The organism is Rhizobium sp. AAP43, from assembly GCF_001296045.1.
Lineage (GTDB): Bacteria > Pseudomonadota > Alphaproteobacteria > Rhizobiales > Rhizobiaceae > Allorhizobium.
On record NZ_LJHS01000002.1, the window covers coordinates 223,641 to 242,139 of the forward strand.

Here is an 18,499-nt window from a genome sequence, read left to right on the forward strand (position 1 = left end):
GCCTGATATCGAAGGTCGTGCCACCTTCCCCGCCAAAAGGACGGGGTGAATGGTGGATATCGATCAAGACGCGGCAGAGACGCGCATTCGCGAGAGTTTTGCGCGCCAGGGAGCAATGAAGACGCTTGGCGCCACCCTGTCCAGCGTGAGCCCCGGCGTGGTCGAGATCGAGCTCTCCTTTGACGAAAAACTGACGCAGCAGCACGGTTTCCTGCATGCCGGCGTGATTTCCGCGGCCCTCGACACCGCCTGTAGCTATGCCGCCCATACGGTGATCGAACCCGATGCATCGCTTCTGACGATTGAATTCAAGGTCAATCTGATGTCGCCCGGACGCGGTGAGAGGTTCCTGTTTCGCGGCGAAATCACCAAGCCGGGTACGAACATCATCGTTGCCGACGGACGCGGTTATGCGCTGACCGACGGACCGGCCAAACTGATTGCATCCATGACCAGCACGATGATGGTGATCCGCGGACGAGAGGGAATTTCCGGATGATCTACGAGATGAAGTCGATCGCCGGCAAGAACGTCCTGTTCGTCATGGCCGCCGATGCCGAATATGGCGTCTTCCTGCGCACGCGCATCTCGCCGCTGATGACGGGCGTCGGGCCGGTCGAGGCAGCCGTCGTGCTGACACGGGAACTCGCCCGGCTGGCACACCACGGAGACCTGCCGGATCTCGTCGTATCGCTGGGATCTGCCGGTTCGGCAAAGCTCGAACAGGCTGAGATCTACCAGGCCTCGGCCGTGTCCTATCGCGACATGGATGCCTCCGCTTTCGGCTTTGAGAAAGGCAAGACGCCCTTCCTTGATCTGCCGGTTGCCGTCGAACTGCCGCTCCGGATCCCCGGACTTCCGACAGCCAGTCTTTCGACGGGCGCCAATGTCGTGTCCGGCGTCGCCTACGAGGGCATTGCCGAGGACATGGTCGACATGGAAACCTTTGCGATCCTTCGTGCGTGCCAGACCTTCGAGATACCGCTGATCGGCTTGCGCGGCATTTCCGATGGCCGACACGACGTCAACCATATCGACGACTGGACGCAGTATCTGCATGTGATCGACAAGAAGCTCGCGCTTGCAGTCGACAGCCTGCAGACCGCTTTGGAAGATGGCGTATTCTGGTTCTGAGCGGCTGCACAAAAAATCCAGGATCTGCCGGCATTCGGCCATTGAAAGATGGCCCCTTTTTCTTTAAAGGCTCGCCATGACCCAGACAGCACATCCCGACAGTGTTCTCATCGTCGATTTCGGCAGCCAGGTAACGCAGCTGATCGCCCGCCGCGTTCGTGAATCCGGCGTCTATTGCGAAATCGTCCCCTTCCAATCAGCTGAAGACGGCTTCAATAGCCTGAAGCCGAAGGCCATCATCCTGTCGGGAAGCCCAGCTTCCACGCTGGATGAAGGCAGCCCCCGCGCACCGCAGGTGCTTTTTGACAGCGGCCTGCCGATCTTCGGCATCTGCTACGGCCAGCAGACCATGTGCGCCCAGCTTGGCGGCAAGGTAGAGGGTGGCCATCACCGCGAATTCGGTCGCGCCTTCCTTGAGGTCGAGCAGGATTGCTCCCTCTTCGAAGGCCTCTGGTCTGTCGGCTCTCGCCATCAGGTCTGGATGAGCCATGGCGACCGCGTCACAGCAATTCCCCCAGGCTTCCGCGTTCTGGCCACATCGTCTAACGCGCCTTTCGCCTTCATCGCAGACGAAGCGCGCAAGTATTATGCCGTTCAGTTCCACCCGGAAGTGGTTCACACGCCTGATGGTGCGAAGCTGATCCAGAACTTCGTGCACAATGTCGCAGGCCTGAAGGGCGACTGGACCATGCATGCCTATCGCCAGAAGGCGGTCGAGCAGATCCGTGCTCAGGTTGGCGACAAGCGCGTCATCTGCGCGCTGTCTGGCGGCGTCGACTCTTCGGTCGCAGCGCTCCTGATCCACGAGGCCGTCGGCGATCAGCTGACCTGCATCCTGGTTGACCACGGTCTGATGCGCAAGAACGAGGCAGCCGATGTCGTTGCCATGTTCAAGGAACACTACAACCTGCACCTCATCCATGTAGACGCCGTCGACAAGTTCGTCGGCGAACTGGAGGGCGTGTCGGACCCGGAAACCAAGCGCAAGATCATCGGCCGCCTGTTCATCGAGACCTTCGAGGAAGAAGCCAAGAAGCTCGGTGGCGCCGATTTCCTTGGTCAGGGCACGCTGTATCCCGACGTCATCGAAAGCGTCTCCTTCACCGGCGGCCCCTCGGTGACAATCAAGAGCCACCACAATGTCGGCGGCCTGCCCGAGCGCATGAAGATGCAGCTCGTCGAACCCTTGCGCGAACTTTTCAAGGATGAAGTCCGCGTGCTCGGCCGCGAACTTGGCCTGCCGGACTCATTCATTGGCCGCCACCCCTTCCCCGGTCCGGGCCTTGCCATCCGCTGCCCGGGCGGCATCACCCGCGAGAAGCTGGATATCCTGCGCGAAGCCGATGCAATCTATCTCGACGAGATCCGCAAGGCCGGCCTCTATGACGCGATCTGGCAGGCCTTTGCCGTGCTCCTGCCCGTCCAGACCGTCGGCGTCATGGGCGATGGCCGCACCTATGAATTCGTCTGCGCGCTGCGTGCCGTAACCTCGGTCGACGGCATGACCGCCGACTTCTACCACTACGACATGGAATTCCTCGGACGGGCTGCCACCCGCATCATCAACGAAGTCCGCGGCATCAACCGCGTCGTCTACGACGTGACGTCGAAGCCACCGGGCACGATCGAGTGGGAATAAGGTTCTGACGAGACAGTGTGAAAGGGGCTGCCGAAAGGTGGCCCCTTTTCATTTCGCCTACCGTCGATCATGCCCGTTGACGCTTGGTTCCGGCGAGGAGGTCGGCCAGCATGACACCCTGAATATTCGCCTTCAGGCTCGGCATTGACGCCAATATCCGACCCCGCAAAGCAGCCCCTGCCAGATGCTCCGCCAATATGGATTGGGTTTCGGCGTCAAAAACGAGAAGATCAGCCGAGTGAACGACGGTGCGCTTGCGCGTCGCGACCGGTTCCAGCTGCAGCCGACCCGCCCAACCGAAGGCGTCACCTTCCGCCAGATGCCGGAGCGGACGGTCCGGGGATCTCGACAGGAAACGCTCCCTGTCAGCTGGATCAGGAATGCGGGAGGCGAGCGCAGGGTACAGCAGATAAGGATCTGTCGTGAGGCTTCCATAGTGGTCCGCGAGGGTGAAGGCGACCGGCCCCAGAAAGAGCGCCGCCTGACGGGCAACATCACGGATAATCGCGACCGGCATCTGGGGTGAGCGGGAGGAATCCAGGAGCGCACCAAGGATCGGCGCGAGTTCCGCGTCGAGGTCAATCTCGTGCGGCAGCACCTCTTCATGCAGCCCACCATCGACGACAAAGCCGGCCAGATCTGGTGCAACGGTCTCTCCCGGACCAAACCTGAGCAGGCGTCCGGATCGGACAATCTCCTCGGGGAATGACGGGACGGCAAGGCGGACCGGCGCCCTTGTGTCGTGCCCATCGCCGGTCATGGCGATGCCTTCCCGGTCGAATGCATACCACAAGGTGGTAAGGAGCCTCGAACCGAGCGATGTCGCATCAATCGGCTTCGTAGTATGCGCGCGCAAGGCGTAGCGCATCACACCGGTTTCCGCGAGCGGGCCGAGCAGGACGATGGAAGGCAAAGGGTCGGCAAGGAGGCCCGGAATTCCGCGATCGAAAATGGCTTCTGCGACCTTGAAGACGCGCATGGGTGGAACATGATCGGGCACGAGGAAAGTCAGGGTCGTGCGTACAGGGTCCCCGCGCCGCACCACTTCAACGGCGTCGGTCGCCAGCGTGCTGTTGGGCAAGACCACCGAGCTTCCATCGGGTGTGCGCAGGAAAATCGAACGCCATTTCAGCGCCACGACCTCGCCCTCCACAGGCCCCTTGCGGATAAAATCACCGACCCGCAAGGGCCGCTCCAGCTCCAGGGATAGACCCGAGAACAGATTGCCCAGCGTGTTCTGCAACGCAAAGCCGAGAACGAGCGAAACAATGGCCGAGGTTGCAAGGAGATTGGTGATATCAAAGTGCATGCCGTAATGCAGCCAGAACAGCATGGCCGAGGCATAGATCACGATCGAGCTTATGACCTTGACGAGATCCGTTGTACGACTGTTTCCGTCGCTGTCGTCGACAAGACCTGCGATCAAGAGTTCGACGAGGCGCGCCACGCTGAGCGCCGTGAGAAAGCAGGCGCTATCACGCAGAACGGGGCCCCAGGCGGCACTGTCAGGCGCCAGCGTAACAAAGAGCAACCAGGTGAGCGCGGTCGATGCCACCAAGAGGGCCGAAAGCAGATAACTCATGGCTCCCTCTTTCTACCGCCCAGGTCTGGGAACAGACGCAGCGCCTCGTTGAGGCTGATCCGCAAACGGGAAATCGACTGCTCGAGATCGTAGAACTGCCCGTTCATCCGCACCCTCGGCTCCGCCGTCTGCCAGTGGGAGCCAAGGCTGGTTTCGATGGTCTGCCGCGTAATGGTCTCAAGCGGGTGCGTGACATAGCGGCGCAACAACAGCAGGAAGACAGCAAGGGACAGGACGAAGACGCAGGTCAGGGCGCCAATGGTCACGGCAAGGCTTCTGGCAGCCTGCGCGTTGGGAGCAGCCACCGGCACTTCAACCAGCTGCATGCCAATCACGTCACCCATCCGCCAACCAAAGCCATTGTTGCCGTATTTCGCCACCATTGAGGCCGGCGCCACCTGTGGTGTCGAGTGGCACTGGAGGCAGGCCTCGCTGGGCATGCGTAGCGGCCGTGCGAGAAAGTAGCGGCGCTCGGCGCCTTCGCCCGCCTCGCCGGAAAGTTCGGCAAGGCCCGCATCTCTCTGGAAATCCTGGAGCAGCGTTACCTCCCAGTCATTCGCCCGGTCCGCGATATTGGTCGGATTGAGCGATGCCTCGCGATAGCGATAGTCGGGAAATTCTTTGCGCAGCAAGGCCAGCGTCGTCTGCGCCCCATAGGACGGCACCATCTGGGGATGAAACTCTTCATAACCGAGTTTCCGGACGATCGGCGCCAACTGACTGCTTGTGTAGTTTCGCATGGCAAGCCCCATTTCCAGCAGAACGCGGGACTTTTCGTTGACCTCGCTCCGGGCCTGCCGAAACTCCAGTGTGTAGGAGATGTAACCTGCAATCAGCAGGCCGAATACGAAACAGACGGCAAGGATCAGGCCGAGACGAAATTCTATCCGCATGGCGCCTCCAGACACCGCCCGAAGGGCGGCATACAACGCTTGGGTGTTGATGCAATGCAGCATAACCTGAACATCGGGCGTGGCAACGTGCCGCAACGTCCAAAAATGGGATGTTTTCGCCCATTTGACCGAGGCTGGACCGCACTGGGAATCAAGTTGGCACTTTGCTATTCCTCGGTTGCAATGTTCAGGGAAGACCAGCATGACCACGATCTACGGAATCAAGAACTGCGACACGATGAAGAAGGCCAGAACCTGGCTGGACGATCATGGGGTCGCGCATGACTTCCACGATTACAAGGCCAAGGGCATCGATGCGGCAACCCTCGACACCTGGATCGGTAAGGTCGGCTGGGAAGTGTTGCTGAACAAGGCCGGAACAACCTTCAAGAAGCTCGACGACGCGCAGAAAGCGGATCTCGATGCGGCAAAGGCCAAGGCGCTGATGCTGGAACAGCCGTCGATGATCAAGCGGCCGGTGCTGGATGTGGACGGCACGCTCACGGTCGGCTTCAAGCCCGAGATCTATCAGCAGACCTTCAAGGCCTGATCCCATGGCCAAGACCACCCGCGCCACACAGTTTCTCGACAAGGCCGGCGTCGCCTATACCACCGCGACCTATGACTACGACCCGAATGCCGAGCGCATCGGGTTGCAGGCGGCCGAGGCGATCGGCGAGCACCCCTCTCGGGTTTTGAAAACACTGATGGCCGAGCTCGACGGCAAGCCTGTTTGCGTTGTCGTCCCCTCTGACAAGGAGGTGTCGATGAAAAAGCTGGCCAGCGCCTTTGGAGGCAAGTCGGCGGCGATGATGAAGCCGGCCAATGCCGAAAAGCTCACTGGCTTCGTGGTCGGGGGCATCAGTCCCTTTGGGCAGAAGAAGCAGGTCCCGACAGCGATCGAGATATCGGCGATGGAAGAGGTGTTCGTTTACATGAATGGCGGACAGCGCGGCCTGCAGATCCGCCTTTCACCAAGGGATGCGCTTGCGGCGTTGGGCGCAATCGCCGCCCACCTAACAGCCTGATCGTCTGCCTCGGTCTGGACTTCGCCAACTTTGCCCTTAAGTCTGACGTGACCGTCAAAACAGGAATGCCTCCATGACCCTTCCCGATTTTTCCACCTCCATCGATCCCGTCAAACTCGACAAGCTTGCCGAGGTGGCGATTAAGGTCGGCCTGCAGCTGCAACAAGGTCAGGATCTCGTTCTGACCGCTCCGCTTGCCGCAGTGCCGCTGGTGCGCCTGATTACGGCCCATGCTTACCGGGCGGGTGCCGGCATCGTCACCACCTTCTATTCCGACGAGGAAACCACGCTTGCGCGCTATCGGCACGGCCACGACGACAGCTTCGACCGAGCTTCGAACTGGCTCTATGACGGCATGGCCAAAGCCTATGAAAACGGGGCCGCGCGTCTGGCCATTGCCGGCGACAATCCAATGCTGCTCGCCGAGCAGGACCCGATCAAGGTCGGCCGCGCCAACAAGGCGAATTCCATCGCCTACAAACCGGCGCTGGAGCACATCTCCAATTTCGACATCAACTGGAACATCTGCTCTTATCCCAACCCGTCCTGGGCAAAGCTCGTGTTCCCGGATCTGCCGATCGAAGAAGCCATGCGCAGGCTGGCTGACGCCATCTTTGCTGCTTCGCGGGTTGATCGCGACGACCCGATTGGCGCCTGGGCCGAGCACAATGCGGAACTGAGGAAGCGTTCGACCTGGCTGAATGACGAACGCTTCTCGGCGCTTCATTTCACTGGCCCGGGTACTGATCTCACCGTAGGCCTTGCCGACGGGCATGAATGGCATGGCGGCGCCTCGACCGCAAAGAACGGCGTCACCTGCAATCCGAACATTCCGACCGAAGAAGTCTTCACCACGCCGCATGCGCTGAAGGTGGAAGGTCATGTCTCCTCGACCAAGCCGCTCAGCCATCAGGGCACGCTGATCGACGATATCCAGGTGCGCTTCGAAGGCGGCCGTATCGTTGAGGCCAAGGCTTCGAAGGGCGAGGCAGTGCTCAACAAGGTGCTCGATACTGACGAAGGGGCACGGCGTCTCGGCGAAGTGGCACTGGTGCCGCATTCTTCGCCAATCTCAGCCTCCGGCGTGCTCTTCTACAACACGCTGTTCGACGAGAATGCCTCCTGCCATATCGCGCTTGGCCAGTGCTATTCGAAGTGCTTCCTCGATGGGGCCGCGCTCAGCCAGGAGCAGATCAAGGCGCAAGGGGGCAATTCATCGCTCATCCATATCGACTGGATGATCGGCTCGGACAAGGTCGACATCGACGGCATCCGTGCCGATGGCTCCAAGGTGCCTGTCATGCGCAAGGGCGAATGGGCGTAATCAAAGGTCGAGATCGACCCACAGCGCCGCGTGATCGGAGGCCGCGTCCTGCGGCCTCTTCAATTCCTCATAGGTATTCCAGCGCTTCGGTTTGGAGCCAGGCCACATGCCTGTCCGGACGATGCCGCCCTTGTCGACCTTTGCAAAGAGTTTCGGCGAGAGCAGCATGTAGTCGATCTTGTTGGACGGATTGCACAGACCATAGGTCCCGGCATACCCACCATTATCAAAAGAGGGGTGGGTAAAGACGTCCTGCAGCGGACTGTCCTTGACCAGAGGCTTCAGCGGATCACTGTCCGGCGTATCGTTCAAGTCTCCCACCACAGCAATGTAATCCCAGCCGTCTGCCAGTCGTTCTGCACAGATCTCGGCGACCCGGGTTGCCTGCGCCGTGCGGCGCCGGTTGGACTCTGCCGTGCCGCCGAACCCCTTGCTCTTGAAGTGGTTGACCATCACCAGCAGCCGCTCCCCCTTCGCCGTGGTCACCTCGAATTCGGGGCAGTCTCTGGAAAAGACAGTGCGATCACTGCCATCGGACAGGCGGTCGTCAACATGGCTTCGCATCCGGCCGATTGGAAATGCCGGCCCGGAGAGCAGGCCGACATCAATGCCGCGCTCATCGTTTCCGTCGATCAGCATGACATGGCGAAAGGCCGTTCCCTCAACGAAGGGCAGGATCTCGTCGTTGAAGGCTTTCAGAACCGGCCGGCTTTCCGCCTCGACCACGCCCAGCACGTCGGCCTTCAGGTCGCGGATGACGCGAGCGGTGTTGCGCATGGCATGTTCATTGATCGGCTCGTCCCGAAGCTCCAGCGAGCCGACCCAGTCTGCACGACCGGTCGCGGTGATCTCGACGCCACCGGTCTTGGGTCTCACGAGAAGACCTCCATGGTTCCGGCGCAGGATGACAAAGGGGCCGGTATCGCTCTTTTCCATGCCGAGTTCGACCACCAGTTCTGCCATCCGGCGGCGGTCTTTGTCGCTGTAGGTGATCCCACCCAGCAAGGCGTTGAGCTCGGCGAATTTCTCCAACACTGGCCGGCCTTCCGCCCAGGTGTCCAGATTCATCGCCTTGGCGCGATCAAACAGGTTTTCGACATTGTAGACAGCAAGGCGCATGACATCCCTCCCTGGATACTCTGGCCAGGGAAGCTACCACAACATCATGATACTCGTATGTCGGGAAATTGGGCGCATTGCACCGGATAAGGGCGGAGGCCTCGCAACGGAGACCTCCATATCGCCGGTCTATTCAGCGGTAGTAGACGACCTTGCCGCCATTGAAAGCGGTCTGTACCCAGAGCACATTATGCGGAGCGATGCCGCGTGCTTCGAGGGCTGCGACGAGGCTCGGATCTTCCTTCACTTCGCCCTGCGCCCGTCCAAGCGAGTTGCCGGTCGGATAGCGGGCCTGCATGGGATAGGTGTGGCGCTCGAAACCACCGCGATCAACGCGGATCGCCGTGACATTGCCATTATACTGCTTGCCAAGCAGGATTTCCTTCGGCGTCCAATCGCCGGCGCTTGCCGCGGTTGCTCCAAGGGTTGCTGCCGCGAGTGCGACAGCCAGCGTGATCTTCATCTTCATATCAAACTCCAATGTCGGCGGGGACCGCAAGCGATCCCGACTCCGCCGATATGGTGTTTATCATAACTAATTTCGATGGTGATCACGCGTCGTTGACCAGAAATGTTGGTCAAGCGTCGAAAGCGATGCCGCTCGTTCAGCGCTGACGGGCCTTGCGGGCTGCATAGCGACGATCGCGCTCAGCCTTGCGGGCCGCTTCGTCTTCGATGACGCGGGAGATGCGGCCGTTTTCGGCTGCGTCACGCGCATCTGCTTCCGCACGGGCAGCGGCAGTGGCTGCGGCTTCCCGCTCTTCGGCTTCCGCCTTTGCGCGCGCCAGCTCGGCGGCCTTCATTTCTTCACGCTCGATCCGGCGCTGTTCGCGCGCTTCAGCGATCGCGACGCGTTCGGCCTGACGTGCTTCCTGATCCGGCAAGGATGCCTCACGCGCCGCACGGAATGCGGCCAGTTGCGCAGCCTTGGCATCGGCGGCAGTGCCGCGACGCTCGGATAGTCCATTGTCTCTCGTAAACTTCAAGTTCAGCTCCAGTTGGTGTGTCTAGTTGCAGGGGTCAGGTCTTGAGCGCGCGCTTGGCGACCAGAGCGGCCGTGGCGCTTTCCACGTCGTGGCGCTCCTTGGCAAGGCGAGCCTCGCGCAGGCGCATCGTCTTCTCGTCACGTGCAACCGTGATCGAGACCTGTTCGTCGATCGCCCGTCCACGCGCCAGGAACTGCGATTGCGTCTTGGCAAAGGCGGCCTCTGCCGTCTGGCGGGACTTGGTGAGAATCTCGGTCATGTCGTTTCCTTTCGGGAAGCTTTACCGGAGATAGAAATAAAAAAGGCCAGGCGTTTGGCCTGACCTTCCAAGGGATCTTGCTTTCGGCAGTGCCAGTACATCCGTGGTCAAGGGAAAGCAGATCCCGGATCTATCAGGCAGCCTGCAGGTTGCAAGCAGACATCTTGCCCGACTTGTTGTCGCGCTCCATGTCGTAGGCAATCTTCTGGCCTTCAACGATTTCGCGCATTCCGGCGCGCTCGACGGCAGAGATGTGGACGAAAGCGTCCGGGCCGCCGTTGTCAGGCTGAATGAAGCCGAAGCCCTTGGTGGAATTAAACCATTTAACTGTGCCAGTGGTCATGATGAACCCTTTCATAGCGCATAGATTTCCGACAGCGCGACTGCACTGCGGACAGAATAACGATTTTTGAAAGGAAGGTTCGCTCAAAGCGCTTGTGCGCGGTAACCAAATCTAGGCAAACAAATATCGACAAACCCTACATAAGAGACAATCCGGCAAAAGTCAACCTTCAGTCGTGCCTTTGAGAATTTCCGCAGCTTCGCCTTGTTTGTTCATCCCAAAACTGGATTTTTTCTGGCTCCTTCCGTCGGAAAGCCGAGAAATATTGACGAAATTCGCAGAAAAACCAGAGAATTCAGGCGGCTCAACGTCAGAACAGGCTACCCTGGCCAGCTGGTGGCTCGGCCTTTTTCACCGGCTTCGTTCCGGCTACAGGCTTTACGGACGACGGCCCCGAAGCCTGAGCGGGCGACGGTTCCGGCGGCATGACACCTTCACCGGCCACCGCCTGGACGCGACCGTCCGAGAATTCGATGGCGATCGACTGCCCATGCGACAGCTCTTCTGCACGCGAGACGGGTCGGTCATTTTCGTCGCGGATGACGGCATAGCCGCGCGCCAGAACATTCTTGTAGGACAAGGACTGCAAGACGCGATCCTGCGAGACAAGCGACTGGCGCGCGCGGCGCAGGTCATTCGCCATCGCGCCATCGGCCCGGCGGCCGAGGCTTTCCAGCCTGTCCTTCGAGCGCTCTGTCATCGCCTTCAGGCGGGCAGGCACAGCCGTCAGCGTTGCATCATAGCGGCCGAGACGCGCCTTGTGGCGCTCGATCAGCCGCTCGACGATGCGCTCGGCAAGCGTGGCCCGCTCCAAAACCCGCTGTCGGCGCTCCACCAGCCGCCGCGCCAGCATGTCCGGAGACAGCTTGGCCGCGGCACGCTCGAAGCTGCGACGCTTGTTCATCGTGTTCAGCTCAAGGCTGCGGCCGAGCCCGGTTGCCGCCTCGTCAAACCGACGGCGCGGCAGGGCGAGAAGCTGGTCGAGCGAGGGCAGCGCCCGAACCAGCGCGCGCAGGTTCTGGCGGCGATGATCCATCTGGCGACTGATCGCACCGGAGAGGCGCGCGCCGAGGGTGGCAATCTGTGCTTCGAGTTCCGCTTTGACCGGAACGGCCATTTCTGCAGCCCCCGTCGGGGTCGGCGCACGGACATCCGCCGCATAATCGATCAGGGTCCAGTCGGTTTCATGACCGACCGCCGAAATCAACGGGATCTCGCTTGCCGCTGCCGCTCGGACGACGGCCTCGTCATTGAAGCTCCACAGGTCTTCCAGACTGCCGCCGCCACGGGCGACAATCAGCACGTCGGGACGCGGGATATCCCCGGCTTCATCCAGGGCATTAAAGCCCCTGATGGCATTGGCCACCTCATCCCCGGAACCCTCGCCCTGCACTTTGACGGGCCAGACCAGCACATGCACGGGAAAGCGGTCGGAGATGCGATGCAGGATATCCCGGATGACGGCACCTGTCGGTGAGGTGACGACGCCGATGGTCTTTGGCAGGAAGGGCAGCAATTGCTTCGCAGCCGGATCGAAGAGGCCTTCTGCGGTGAAGCGACGCTTGCGCTCCTCGATCAAGGCCATCAGTGCGCCGGCACCGGCGGGCTCGAGCTGTTCGATGACGATCTGATACTTGGACGAGCCCGGGAAGGTGGTGATCTTGCCCGTGGCGATCACTTCCATGCCCTCTTCAGGCCGGTACTTCAATTTCGAGAAGGAGCCCTTCCAGATCACCGCATCAATGCGCGCCTTGTCGTCCTTCAGGCTGAAATAGGCATGGCCGGAGGAATGCGGACCGCGATAACCAGAGATTTCGCCGCGCACCCGCACGTGATCGAAAGCCGTCTCGATGGTGCGCTTGATCGACCCCGACAGTTCCGAAACGGAGAATTCGGTGAGATTGGTCGGCGAATCGCTGTCGAACAAAGTGCTCATGATCGAGCAATAGCCGAAATGGTCGCGGGTTTCAGCCCGATCTGACCGGCGGATAGCCGATTTCCAATGCCACGCTTTCCCGAGAGCGCTCTATAGCCGTCGCCTCAGGGCAGCACGACACGATAGATCTGCAAGCTGGTTGCGCCCTTGGCCGTGATGGGCACGAGATAGGCGGGCACCACACCCCGACCGAGCGTGGCGTAAAGACCATCCGGCTTGGTTTCGGCAATCCGCTGCGTCTGGCCCTCGTCGGGGCAGAATGCCAGGATGCCGGCCTTGACGCCGCGCAGAAAGGCAGGTGCTTCTTCCGGCGTTGCAAGGCCGATATGGATCTCGGTCAGCATGCCGGCCTGGTTGCGGTGATACGGCCCCGTCAATGCGCGATGATGGGTGAAGCGCAGGATCTCGGCACCGTAGTCGGAAGGCGCCACGACCAGGGTCGCAGGCTCCCTGGCAAGCGCTGCAAATGCATCCGGCGTCTCGCAGGCAGGCTTCGCCTCGACGGCCGGTTGAGTGGCGAAAATGTCCTTCAAGCGGCTCGACACACCTGCCGTGCCTTCCGCTACCATAACGCCGCCGAGGCCCCAGACGCTCGGCACAGAGAGAAAGGCCGTCAGGGCAAAAAGCAGTCCAGCTCCCAGATGCTCCGGTTGATCATTGGCCTTGCCGCGCAATTCTGAGATCAGAAGCGCGAGGGGCGGGATTGCCAACAGGTTGGCGAAGATACCACCCCGGACCTGTACCAGCGCAACGAGGAAGCTCACGAACAAAAGCGCCAGCAGGATACCATGCTGCACGAGGCGGTCCCCGTCCACGACACGGAAGACACAGACCGCGATCGCAAAGAAACCGACGGCATAGAAGACACCGATCGTCGCCGGCTCTTCCGCCAGCTGGGCAAAAAAGGATCGCGCCTCGATGACGCCATTGAGCCACAGCGTGTGAAGCAGTGGATCGAGCTCGTTCAGCGGGTTCTGCAGGCATTGCGGCGCGACGGATATGGCAGCGCCCGCCACCAGAAGGCCAATTCCCGCCAGCACTGCGAAGCGTGGGGTCAATCCAAGCGCGCGCGGCAGGAAGGAAGCGGCAAACAGCAATCCCGTGCCCACGGCCAGAATCGCGTAGTAGCCGATCGACAGGCTGTCGCAGGTGACGACGGCATAGTGCTGCGGTGGCACGGTCGCGACGAAAAGCAATGACAGCCCAAGGAGCAGGGCAAGCGAAAAGGCGCGAGCAGCCGCAGCAAAGACCGGCCCGTAAAGGCCCCACAACACGGCAACAATGGCGCAGACGACGGCGATCAGCGGGGTCGTTTCTGCCCCGATGGCGAGCGCTGCCGCACAGGCGAGACCAGCCACTGCGTAACTTGGGCCCGCTCGGCGCGGATCGAGCAAGGCGGCCGCGATGACCGCGACAAGGACCAGTTGCAGATTGTGGTGATCGATGGCACCCGGCAGGAACCGGTTGCTGGTGATGACGAAGACCGCTGTCAGCATCAGGGCAACATGGACGGTCACGGCAGTTCCGATACGCCGGCCGGCAACGGCCATGGCGATCATCAACGGCGCTACCAGCAGAAGCGGCCAGACGGCCAAAGCCACAGCTTCGGCCTGTTGCATCGGCAAGAACTGGGCGAAGAGCCGGATGAGAAGCATAATCGGCAGGTCGACCAGGCGCGACCAGTGCATCAGCGTGCCGCCATCGGGCCCCAATCGATACTGCGTCAGGTCGAACCAACCCTGGCCGGCGAGGAGATCACGCACCTGAACGAGGCGCATGACGTCATCATTGTCCTCCCCCACGTAGTCACGCATCGCGGGCAGATTGAGCAGGAGCACGATCCCGATGGTCAGGAGCACATAGGCTGCGGCAACCCAAGCGAGGGGCGCGGTCGGTGAATGACGAGCAGGGTCCGGGGCCAGTCCAAAGGGTTCAGCCATGGCGATTGTACTCCTCGCAGCGGCTCTTCTACGGCCTTGTCCTGCAATATTACGGGGCGTCCTGTTTGCCGAAACCTAGCCTTAACCTTCTCAAGAAATAGTAAAGCGACAGGCGGTCACCGGGATCGCCAGATATGTGACAGGTTTTGCGTTCATGAGTGCTTCGGCCGCCATCCAACCCGATATCGCCGTTCTTTTGCCCTGCTATAACGAGGCTGCAACGATCGGTCAGGTGGTGCGCGATTTTCGGAACGCGCTGCCGGACGCACGCGTCTATGTCTATGACAACAATTCCACCGACGGCACGGCCCTGACCGCCATGCTCGCTGGCGCCACCGTCGTGCGCGAGCGCCGCCAGGGCAAGGGCCATGTCGTTCGCCGCATGTTCTGCGATATCGATGCCGATATCTACATCATGGCCGATGGCGACGGCACCTATGCGCCTGCCGACGCCGAGGAACTTGTCCGCACGCTGATCACCGAGCGGGCCGACATGGTGGTTGGAACGCGACGCGGCGTGCATGACGATGCCGGCCGTAACGGACATGCCTTCGGCAATCGCCTGTTCAACTCACTTTACCGGCTGCTCTTCGGCAATGACTTCACCGATATCCTCTCCGGCTACCGTGCCTTTTCGCGCCGTTATGTGAAGAGCTTCCCGGCTGTCTCTGGCGGCTTCGAGATCGAAACCGAAATGTCGGTGCATGCCTCCCGGCTGAAGCTGCCGGTCTGCGAGATCGAGCTCGACTACGGACGCCGGCCGGAAGGTTCGCATTCCAAGCTCTCGACCTTCAAGGACGGCTTCAAGATCCTCTGGATGTTTGCCATGCTGATGAAGGAAACTCGGCCCTTTGCCTTTTTCGGTCTGATCTCGGCCGCCCTGATGGGGCTCAGCCTCGGCTTCATGATGCCGGTCCTGTTTGAGTTTTTCACCACGGGCTTTGTTGCCCGTGTGCCGACCTGGATCCTCGCGGTCACGCTGATGCTGACCTCATTCCTGTCGTTCACTGCAGCGCTGATCCTCGATTCCGTCGCGCGGTCCCGGGCCGAGCAACTCCGGATCCACTATCTGACCCTGCCCTCCCTGTCACAGCTGTCTGCCCCGCAGAAAGTGCAGACAACGCAGCCGAAGCGGGCGCCGAAAACGAAGTCCGAGACGTCGCGGGCCGCATGACCAAATTCCTGCGCTTCGCCATTGTCGGGGCCACGGGTTTCGCGGTCGATATGGGCGTGCTCTGGCTGTTGCTCACTTTCACGCCGATCGGCCCGCTGGCCGGCCGGGTGATCGCGATTGCGCTTGCCATGATCGCGACCTGGCAGCTCAACCGGAACTTCACTTTCGGAGCTTCGAAGCGCACCATCGTCGTCGAGGGTTTTCGCTACGGCTTCATCGGGGTGATTACGTCGATCGTCAATTACGGCGTTTATGCGGGGCTGCTCATCGCCGCCCCGCTGCTCAGCCCCTATGCGGCTCTGATCGTCGCCTCAGTGGCGGCGATGCTGTTCAGCTTCTTCGGCTATTCACGTTACGTCTTCCGGCGCTGACGCCTCAAATGCCGGTCAGACCGGCTCCCAGCCATCCTTGTCCGCTGCGCGATAGATGGCGTCGATCAGCCTCTGGTTCGCCTTGGAGCTTTCCAGCGTCACCACCTCGCCGGTCGTTCCCGCCACGGCCCGGGCGAATGCTTCCGCTTCCAGCTTGTACTGTCGGCTGTCGGGGAAGCGGAAGATCTGCGAGACATTGTGGCCGCGATTGGTCAATTCGATTTCCTCGGCACCCCAGCGATCCGCATTGAAGGGTGACTTGACCTCGATGAAACCATCCGTGCCGTGGAAGACCATGAGCTGGCGATTGGCCATCTGGGTCGAGACGTAGAAGTTCAATTCAAAGTCGGAGAAGTCTGCCTTGACACTGGCATAGATGTCCGTGCCGAAATCCGGATCGCGCTCGATGGTCGACTGCACGCGCACCGGCTCCTTGCCGGTGACGAAGCGGGTGGTGATCGTGGGGTAGACGCCGATATCCGGCAGCGCGCCGCCGCCGAGTTCGGGAATGTTGCGCATGTTGCCGGGGTCGCGATTGAAGTAGGTGAAGGAGCCCTGCACCATCTTCAGCGTGCCGATGGCGCCCTCGCTCAGGAGTTCGCGGACCTTCAGCCAGACGGGGGCGTACGTCACCATGTAGGCTTCCGTGATCAGCACCTTGTTGCGCTCGCGCGCCGCGATGATCTCGTCGATCTCGGCCGCCTTCAGAGCAATCGGCTTTTCGCAGAGCACGTGCTTGCCGGCATTGGCGGCCTTGATCGCCCATTCGACATGCTGCGAGGTCGGCAGCGGAATGTAGACAGCATCGATAACGTCCGAGGCCAGCATCTCTTCGTAGGAGCCAAAGGCATGCGGCACGGAGAAGCGGTCCGCCATCGCCCGGGCCTTGGCCAGATCGCGGCTTGCCACCGCCGTGACGACGGCATTTTCCGCGTCCTGAATGGCGGGAACGACGAGTTCTCGGCCGATCTTGGCCGTCGACAGAATTCCAAAACGCAGCATCGCAAATCCTCCTCAAGATGTCGGGGCGGACATTAGGGGAAGGCTTGACGAGGCGCAATGTCGTTCGGGAAGGCAAGCGAAATCCAGGAACACAGGCGTGGCCGAAAATGTCCGCGTTTCGTCCGGCTTGCGCATGGTGGCTCATTTCCAGAGCCTTATGCTAGTCTCCATCACAACGACAGGAGACAAATATGTCCGCTCATGACACAGCCCTCATCGTGATTGATGTGCAGGAAAGCTTTCGCCATGCCCACTACTGGGACGGATCAGAACTTGACGCCTACCTCTCAAGGCAGCAAGCCCTCATCGACGGAGCGAAGGCTGTCGGCATGCCTATCGTGCAGATTTTTCACGTCGGCAAAAATGCGCCCTTCACGCTAGAAGGCGGCCTCGTACGCACGATGGATGGAATTGCGCTTGCGCCCGATGTGACGTTTCACAAACACGTCCATTCGGCCCTGGTCGATACGAGCCTTGAGACCTGGTTGCGGGAACGAGGCATCCGCCGGGTCATTGTCTCAGGCATCCGCACCGAGCAGTGCTGCGAAACCACCACCCGACACGCATCCGATCTCGGCTTCAAGGTTGACTTTGTCACCGAGGCAACGCTGACCTTCCCGATGACACATGCCTCTGGCCACGTCTTCTCGGCGCAGGACATCCGGATCAGAACCGAACTGGTTCTCGCCGGCCGCTTTGCCCGGATCGCCACGGTCGAGCAGGCGCTCGCACCGCTTGCCACACAAGGCTGAGACGGAGACCCAAGATGGAAGTGATCCCGGTTCTCATTCTCGTTCCGCCAGACACGCTGCTGATCGATATTGCCGGTCCGCTGGAGGTGTTGCGCTACGCGAACCAGGAGCAGGACCGGGTGCGCTTCGACTACCACTACATCTCCGCCGAGCGGCGCCAGCAAACGTCGATCGGGCTCTTTCTCGATGGGCTGGAGCCGCTGCCGGACAGACTGCCGGAGAATGCCGTTCTCGTCATTTCCGGCAGTCTTTCGGTCGGCAAGGGCGAGATGATGCGCGATCCCCAGCTGAAAACCCTGACGCGCTGGCTTGCCGGCAGCGTGCGGCATGACACCCGGCTTGTCACGATCTGTTCGGGCGCGCTGCTCGCCGCCGCAGCAGGTCTCATGGAAGGGTATGAGTGCACCACGCATTCCGATTGTCTTGGCACCCTGCGCCAGCTCGCTCCGACAGCGACAGTGCTCGAGAACCGGCTCTATGTGGAGGATCGACATCGCTTCTCCAGCGCCGGGATCTCAACCGGCATTGACCTCATGCTGCATATTGTCAGCCGTTTTGTCTCGCCGCAGGCCGCACTCGCCGCAGCCCGCAAGATGGTGATCTATCTCAGACGCAGCGGTCAGGATCCGCAACTGTCGCCGTGGCTGTCAGGACGCAACCACATCCATCCGGCAATCCATCGGGCACAGGATGCCATCATGGCCGACGCCGCACGGCAATGGTCGCTTCAGGGCCTGGCCGAAATCGCCCATCTCAGCGAACGGCACCTGTCTCGCCTCTTCCGCGAGCATGTCGGGCAATCCGTTGTCGACTACATCAACCTCATGCGCGTAACGCTGGCGCAAGAATTGCTCAAGCAATCGAGGCTCGACATGGAGAGCCTGGCGCTGCGGGCAGGCTTCGCCTCGTCCCGTCATATGCGTCGGGTTTTTTCCCAGCACCACGGTGTGCCGCCCAGCCAGTTTCGCAAGACGGCGAATTGAGCCGATCCGTCGCGAATTGCGGACCGTGGCGGCG

General features: G+C 61.0%; 20 protein-coding genes. 10 read left to right on the top strand and 10 right to left on the bottom strand.

The annotated features are described in order from the left end of the window. Positions 1-49: 49 nt before the first annotated feature. From IP76_RS01165 to guaA, 3 genes are all read left to right on the top strand, one after another. The gene (locus tag IP76_RS01165) at positions 50-499 is read left to right on the top strand and encodes a PaaI family thioesterase (protein ID WP_054156330.1); all 450 of its coding nucleotides are present in this window, start codon (positions 50-52) and stop codon (positions 497-499) included. Next, positions 496-1,134, top strand: a complete 639-nt coding sequence (locus tag IP76_RS01170) for a 5'-methylthioadenosine/S-adenosylhomocysteine nucleosidase (protein WP_054156331.1) — start codon at positions 496-498, stop codon at positions 1,132-1,134. Before IP76_RS01165 ends, IP76_RS01170 begins: the two co-directional genes overlap by 4 nt. Before the next feature lie 76 nt (positions 1,135-1,210). Further along, a complete protein-coding gene (gene guaA / locus IP76_RS01175) occupies positions 1,211-2,773 on the top strand; it encodes a glutamine-hydrolyzing GMP synthase (RefSeq protein WP_054156332.1) in 1,563 nt (520 codons plus the stop codon). 67 nt (positions 2,774-2,840) lie between these two features. On the opposite strand, the gene IP76_RS01180 is transcribed toward guaA, so the two are convergent. Continuing rightward, entirely contained in the window at positions 2,841-4,355 is a 1,515-nt protein-coding gene (locus IP76_RS01180) for a mechanosensitive ion channel family protein (RefSeq protein WP_054156333.1), read from the bottom strand. Continuing rightward, entirely contained in the window at positions 4,352-5,248 is an 897-nt protein-coding gene (locus IP76_RS01185) for a DUF3365 domain-containing protein (RefSeq protein WP_054156334.1), read from the bottom strand. The genes IP76_RS01180 and IP76_RS01185 overlap by 4 nt, the downstream gene beginning before the upstream one ends. A 202-nt stretch (positions 5,249-5,450) precedes the next feature. Here IP76_RS01185 and IP76_RS01190 point away from each other — a divergent pair, with 202 nt between their 5' ends. From IP76_RS01190 to IP76_RS01200, 3 genes are all read left to right on the top strand, one after another. After that, complete coding sequence (locus tag IP76_RS01190) at positions 5,451-5,798, top strand: ArsC family reductase (RefSeq protein ID WP_054156335.1); 348 nt, start codon at positions 5,451-5,453, stop codon at positions 5,796-5,798. Between the two features lie 4 nt (positions 5,799-5,802). Then, complete coding sequence (gene ybaK / locus IP76_RS01195; RefSeq protein WP_054156336.1) at positions 5,803-6,276, top strand: Cys-tRNA(Pro) deacylase; 474 nt, start codon at positions 5,803-5,805, stop codon at positions 6,274-6,276. A gap of 73 nt (positions 6,277-6,349) precedes the next feature. Beyond that, positions 6,350-7,600 (top strand): aminopeptidase, encoded by a 1,251-nt coding sequence (locus IP76_RS01200; protein WP_054156337.1) that lies wholly within the window; start codon positions 6,350-6,352, stop codon positions 7,598-7,600. On the opposite strand, the gene IP76_RS01205 is transcribed toward IP76_RS01200, so the two are convergent. The 7 genes from IP76_RS01205 to IP76_RS01235 all read right to left on the bottom strand — a co-directional run bounded on the left by IP76_RS01205 (position 7,601) and on the right by IP76_RS01235 (position 14,183). Then, positions 7,601-8,719 (bottom strand): endonuclease/exonuclease/phosphatase family protein, encoded by a 1,119-nt coding sequence (locus tag IP76_RS01205; protein WP_054156338.1) that lies wholly within the window; start codon positions 8,717-8,719, stop codon positions 7,601-7,603. A 133-nt stretch (positions 8,720-8,852) separates the two neighbouring features. Further along, on the bottom strand, positions 8,853-9,188 hold the full coding sequence (locus IP76_RS01210; RefSeq protein WP_156318437.1) for a hypothetical protein: 336 nt from the start codon (positions 9,186-9,188) through the stop codon (positions 8,853-8,855). A gap of 136 nt (positions 9,189-9,324) precedes the next feature. After that, the gene (locus IP76_RS01215; protein ID WP_054156340.1) at positions 9,325-9,705 is read right to left on the bottom strand and encodes a DUF6481 family protein; all 381 of its coding nucleotides are present in this window, start codon (positions 9,703-9,705) and stop codon (positions 9,325-9,327) included. Between the two features lie 34 nt (positions 9,706-9,739). After that, positions 9,740-9,964, bottom strand: a complete 225-nt coding sequence (locus IP76_RS01220) for a hypothetical protein (protein ID WP_054156341.1) — start codon at positions 9,962-9,964, stop codon at positions 9,740-9,742. Positions 9,965-10,097: 133 nt separating this feature from the next. Beyond that, the gene (locus IP76_RS01225) at positions 10,098-10,307 is read right to left on the bottom strand and encodes a cold-shock protein (RefSeq protein WP_025427963.1); all 210 of its coding nucleotides are present in this window, start codon (positions 10,305-10,307) and stop codon (positions 10,098-10,100) included. A 310-nt stretch (positions 10,308-10,617) separates the two neighbouring features. After that, positions 10,618-12,243 (bottom strand): exodeoxyribonuclease VII large subunit, encoded by a 1,626-nt coding sequence (gene xseA / locus IP76_RS01230; RefSeq protein ID WP_054156342.1) that lies wholly within the window; start codon positions 12,241-12,243, stop codon positions 10,618-10,620. 104 nt (positions 12,244-12,347) lie between these two features. Next, positions 12,348-14,183: a hypothetical protein gene (locus tag IP76_RS01235; RefSeq protein ID WP_054156343.1), complete on the bottom strand. Its 1,836-nt coding sequence runs from the start codon at positions 14,181-14,183 to the stop codon at positions 12,348-12,350. A gap of 154 nt (positions 14,184-14,337) precedes the next feature. Between IP76_RS01235 and IP76_RS01240 the strand changes: the two genes are divergently transcribed. After that, the gene (locus IP76_RS01240; protein ID WP_054156344.1) at positions 14,338-15,357 is read left to right on the top strand and encodes a glycosyltransferase; all 1,020 of its coding nucleotides are present in this window, start codon (positions 14,338-14,340) and stop codon (positions 15,355-15,357) included. Next, positions 15,354-15,728 (top strand): GtrA family protein, encoded by a 375-nt coding sequence (locus tag IP76_RS01245; RefSeq protein WP_054156345.1) that lies wholly within the window; start codon positions 15,354-15,356, stop codon positions 15,726-15,728. The genes IP76_RS01240 and IP76_RS01245 overlap by 4 nt, the downstream gene beginning before the upstream one ends. Before the next feature lie 15 nt (positions 15,729-15,743). On the opposite strand, the gene IP76_RS01250 is transcribed toward IP76_RS01245, so the two are convergent. Continuing rightward, positions 15,744-16,730 carry a Gfo/Idh/MocA family protein gene (locus tag IP76_RS01250; RefSeq protein WP_054156346.1) on the bottom strand — a complete coding sequence of 329 codons (987 nt, stop codon included), beginning with the start codon at positions 16,728-16,730 and terminating at the stop codon, positions 15,744-15,746. Positions 16,731-16,921: 191 nt separating this feature from the next. Between IP76_RS01250 and IP76_RS01255 the strand changes: the two genes are divergently transcribed. Both IP76_RS01255 and IP76_RS01260 read left to right on the top strand, forming a co-directional pair. Beyond that, on the top strand, positions 16,922-17,482 hold the full coding sequence (locus IP76_RS01255; protein ID WP_054156347.1) for an isochorismatase family protein: 561 nt from the start codon (positions 16,922-16,924) through the stop codon (positions 17,480-17,482). 14 nt (positions 17,483-17,496) lie between these two features. Next, positions 17,497-18,465 carry a GlxA family transcriptional regulator gene (locus IP76_RS01260; RefSeq protein ID WP_054156348.1) on the top strand — a complete coding sequence of 323 codons (969 nt, stop codon included), beginning with the start codon at positions 17,497-17,499 and terminating at the stop codon, positions 18,463-18,465. Positions 18,466-18,499: the final 34 nt, after the last annotated feature.

Coding starts and splice junctions, on each gene's coding strand:
- IP76_RS01165 (WP_054156330.1), top strand. CDS start 50: ATGGTGGATATCGATCAAGACGCGGCAGAGACGCGCATTCGCGAGAGT.
- IP76_RS01170 (WP_054156331.1), top strand. CDS start 496: ATGATCTACGAGATGAAGTCGATCGCCGGCAAGAACGTCCTGTTCGTC.
- guaA (WP_054156332.1), top strand. CDS start 1,211: ATGACCCAGACAGCACATCCCGACAGTGTTCTCATCGTCGATTTCGGC.
- IP76_RS01180 (WP_054156333.1), bottom strand. CDS start 4,355: ATGAGTTATCTGCTTTCGGCCCTCTTGGTGGCATCGACCGCGCTCACC.
- IP76_RS01185 (WP_054156334.1), bottom strand. CDS start 5,248: ATGCGGATAGAATTTCGTCTCGGCCTGATCCTTGCCGTCTGTTTCGTA.
- IP76_RS01190 (WP_054156335.1), top strand. CDS start 5,451: ATGACCACGATCTACGGAATCAAGAACTGCGACACGATGAAGAAGGCC.
- ybaK (WP_054156336.1), top strand. CDS start 5,803: ATGGCCAAGACCACCCGCGCCACACAGTTTCTCGACAAGGCCGGCGTC.
- IP76_RS01200 (WP_054156337.1), top strand. CDS start 6,350: ATGACCCTTCCCGATTTTTCCACCTCCATCGATCCCGTCAAACTCGAC.
- IP76_RS01205 (WP_054156338.1), bottom strand. CDS start 8,719: ATGCGCCTTGCTGTCTACAATGTCGAAAACCTGTTTGATCGCGCCAAG.
- IP76_RS01210 (WP_156318437.1), bottom strand. CDS start 9,188: ATGAAGATGAAGATCACGCTGGCTGTCGCACTCGCGGCAGCAACCCTT.
- IP76_RS01220 (WP_054156341.1), bottom strand. CDS start 9,964: ATGACCGAGATTCTCACCAAGTCCCGCCAGACGGCAGAGGCCGCCTTT.
- IP76_RS01225 (WP_025427963.1), bottom strand. CDS start 10,307: ATGACCACTGGCACAGTTAAATGGTTTAATTCCACCAAGGGCTTCGGC.
- xseA (WP_054156342.1), bottom strand. CDS start 12,243: ATGAGCACTTTGTTCGACAGCGATTCGCCGACCAATCTCACCGAATTC.
- IP76_RS01235 (WP_054156343.1), bottom strand. CDS start 14,183: ATGGCTGAACCCTTTGGACTGGCCCCGGACCCTGCTCGTCATTCACCG.
- IP76_RS01240 (WP_054156344.1), top strand. CDS start 14,338: ATGAGTGCTTCGGCCGCCATCCAACCCGATATCGCCGTTCTTTTGCCC.
- IP76_RS01245 (WP_054156345.1), top strand. CDS start 15,354: ATGACCAAATTCCTGCGCTTCGCCATTGTCGGGGCCACGGGTTTCGCG.
- IP76_RS01250 (WP_054156346.1), bottom strand. CDS start 16,730: ATGCTGCGTTTTGGAATTCTGTCGACGGCCAAGATCGGCCGAGAACTC.
- IP76_RS01255 (WP_054156347.1), top strand. CDS start 16,922: ATGTCCGCTCATGACACAGCCCTCATCGTGATTGATGTGCAGGAAAGC.
- IP76_RS01260 (WP_054156348.1), top strand. CDS start 17,497: ATGGAAGTGATCCCGGTTCTCATTCTCGTTCCGCCAGACACGCTGCTG.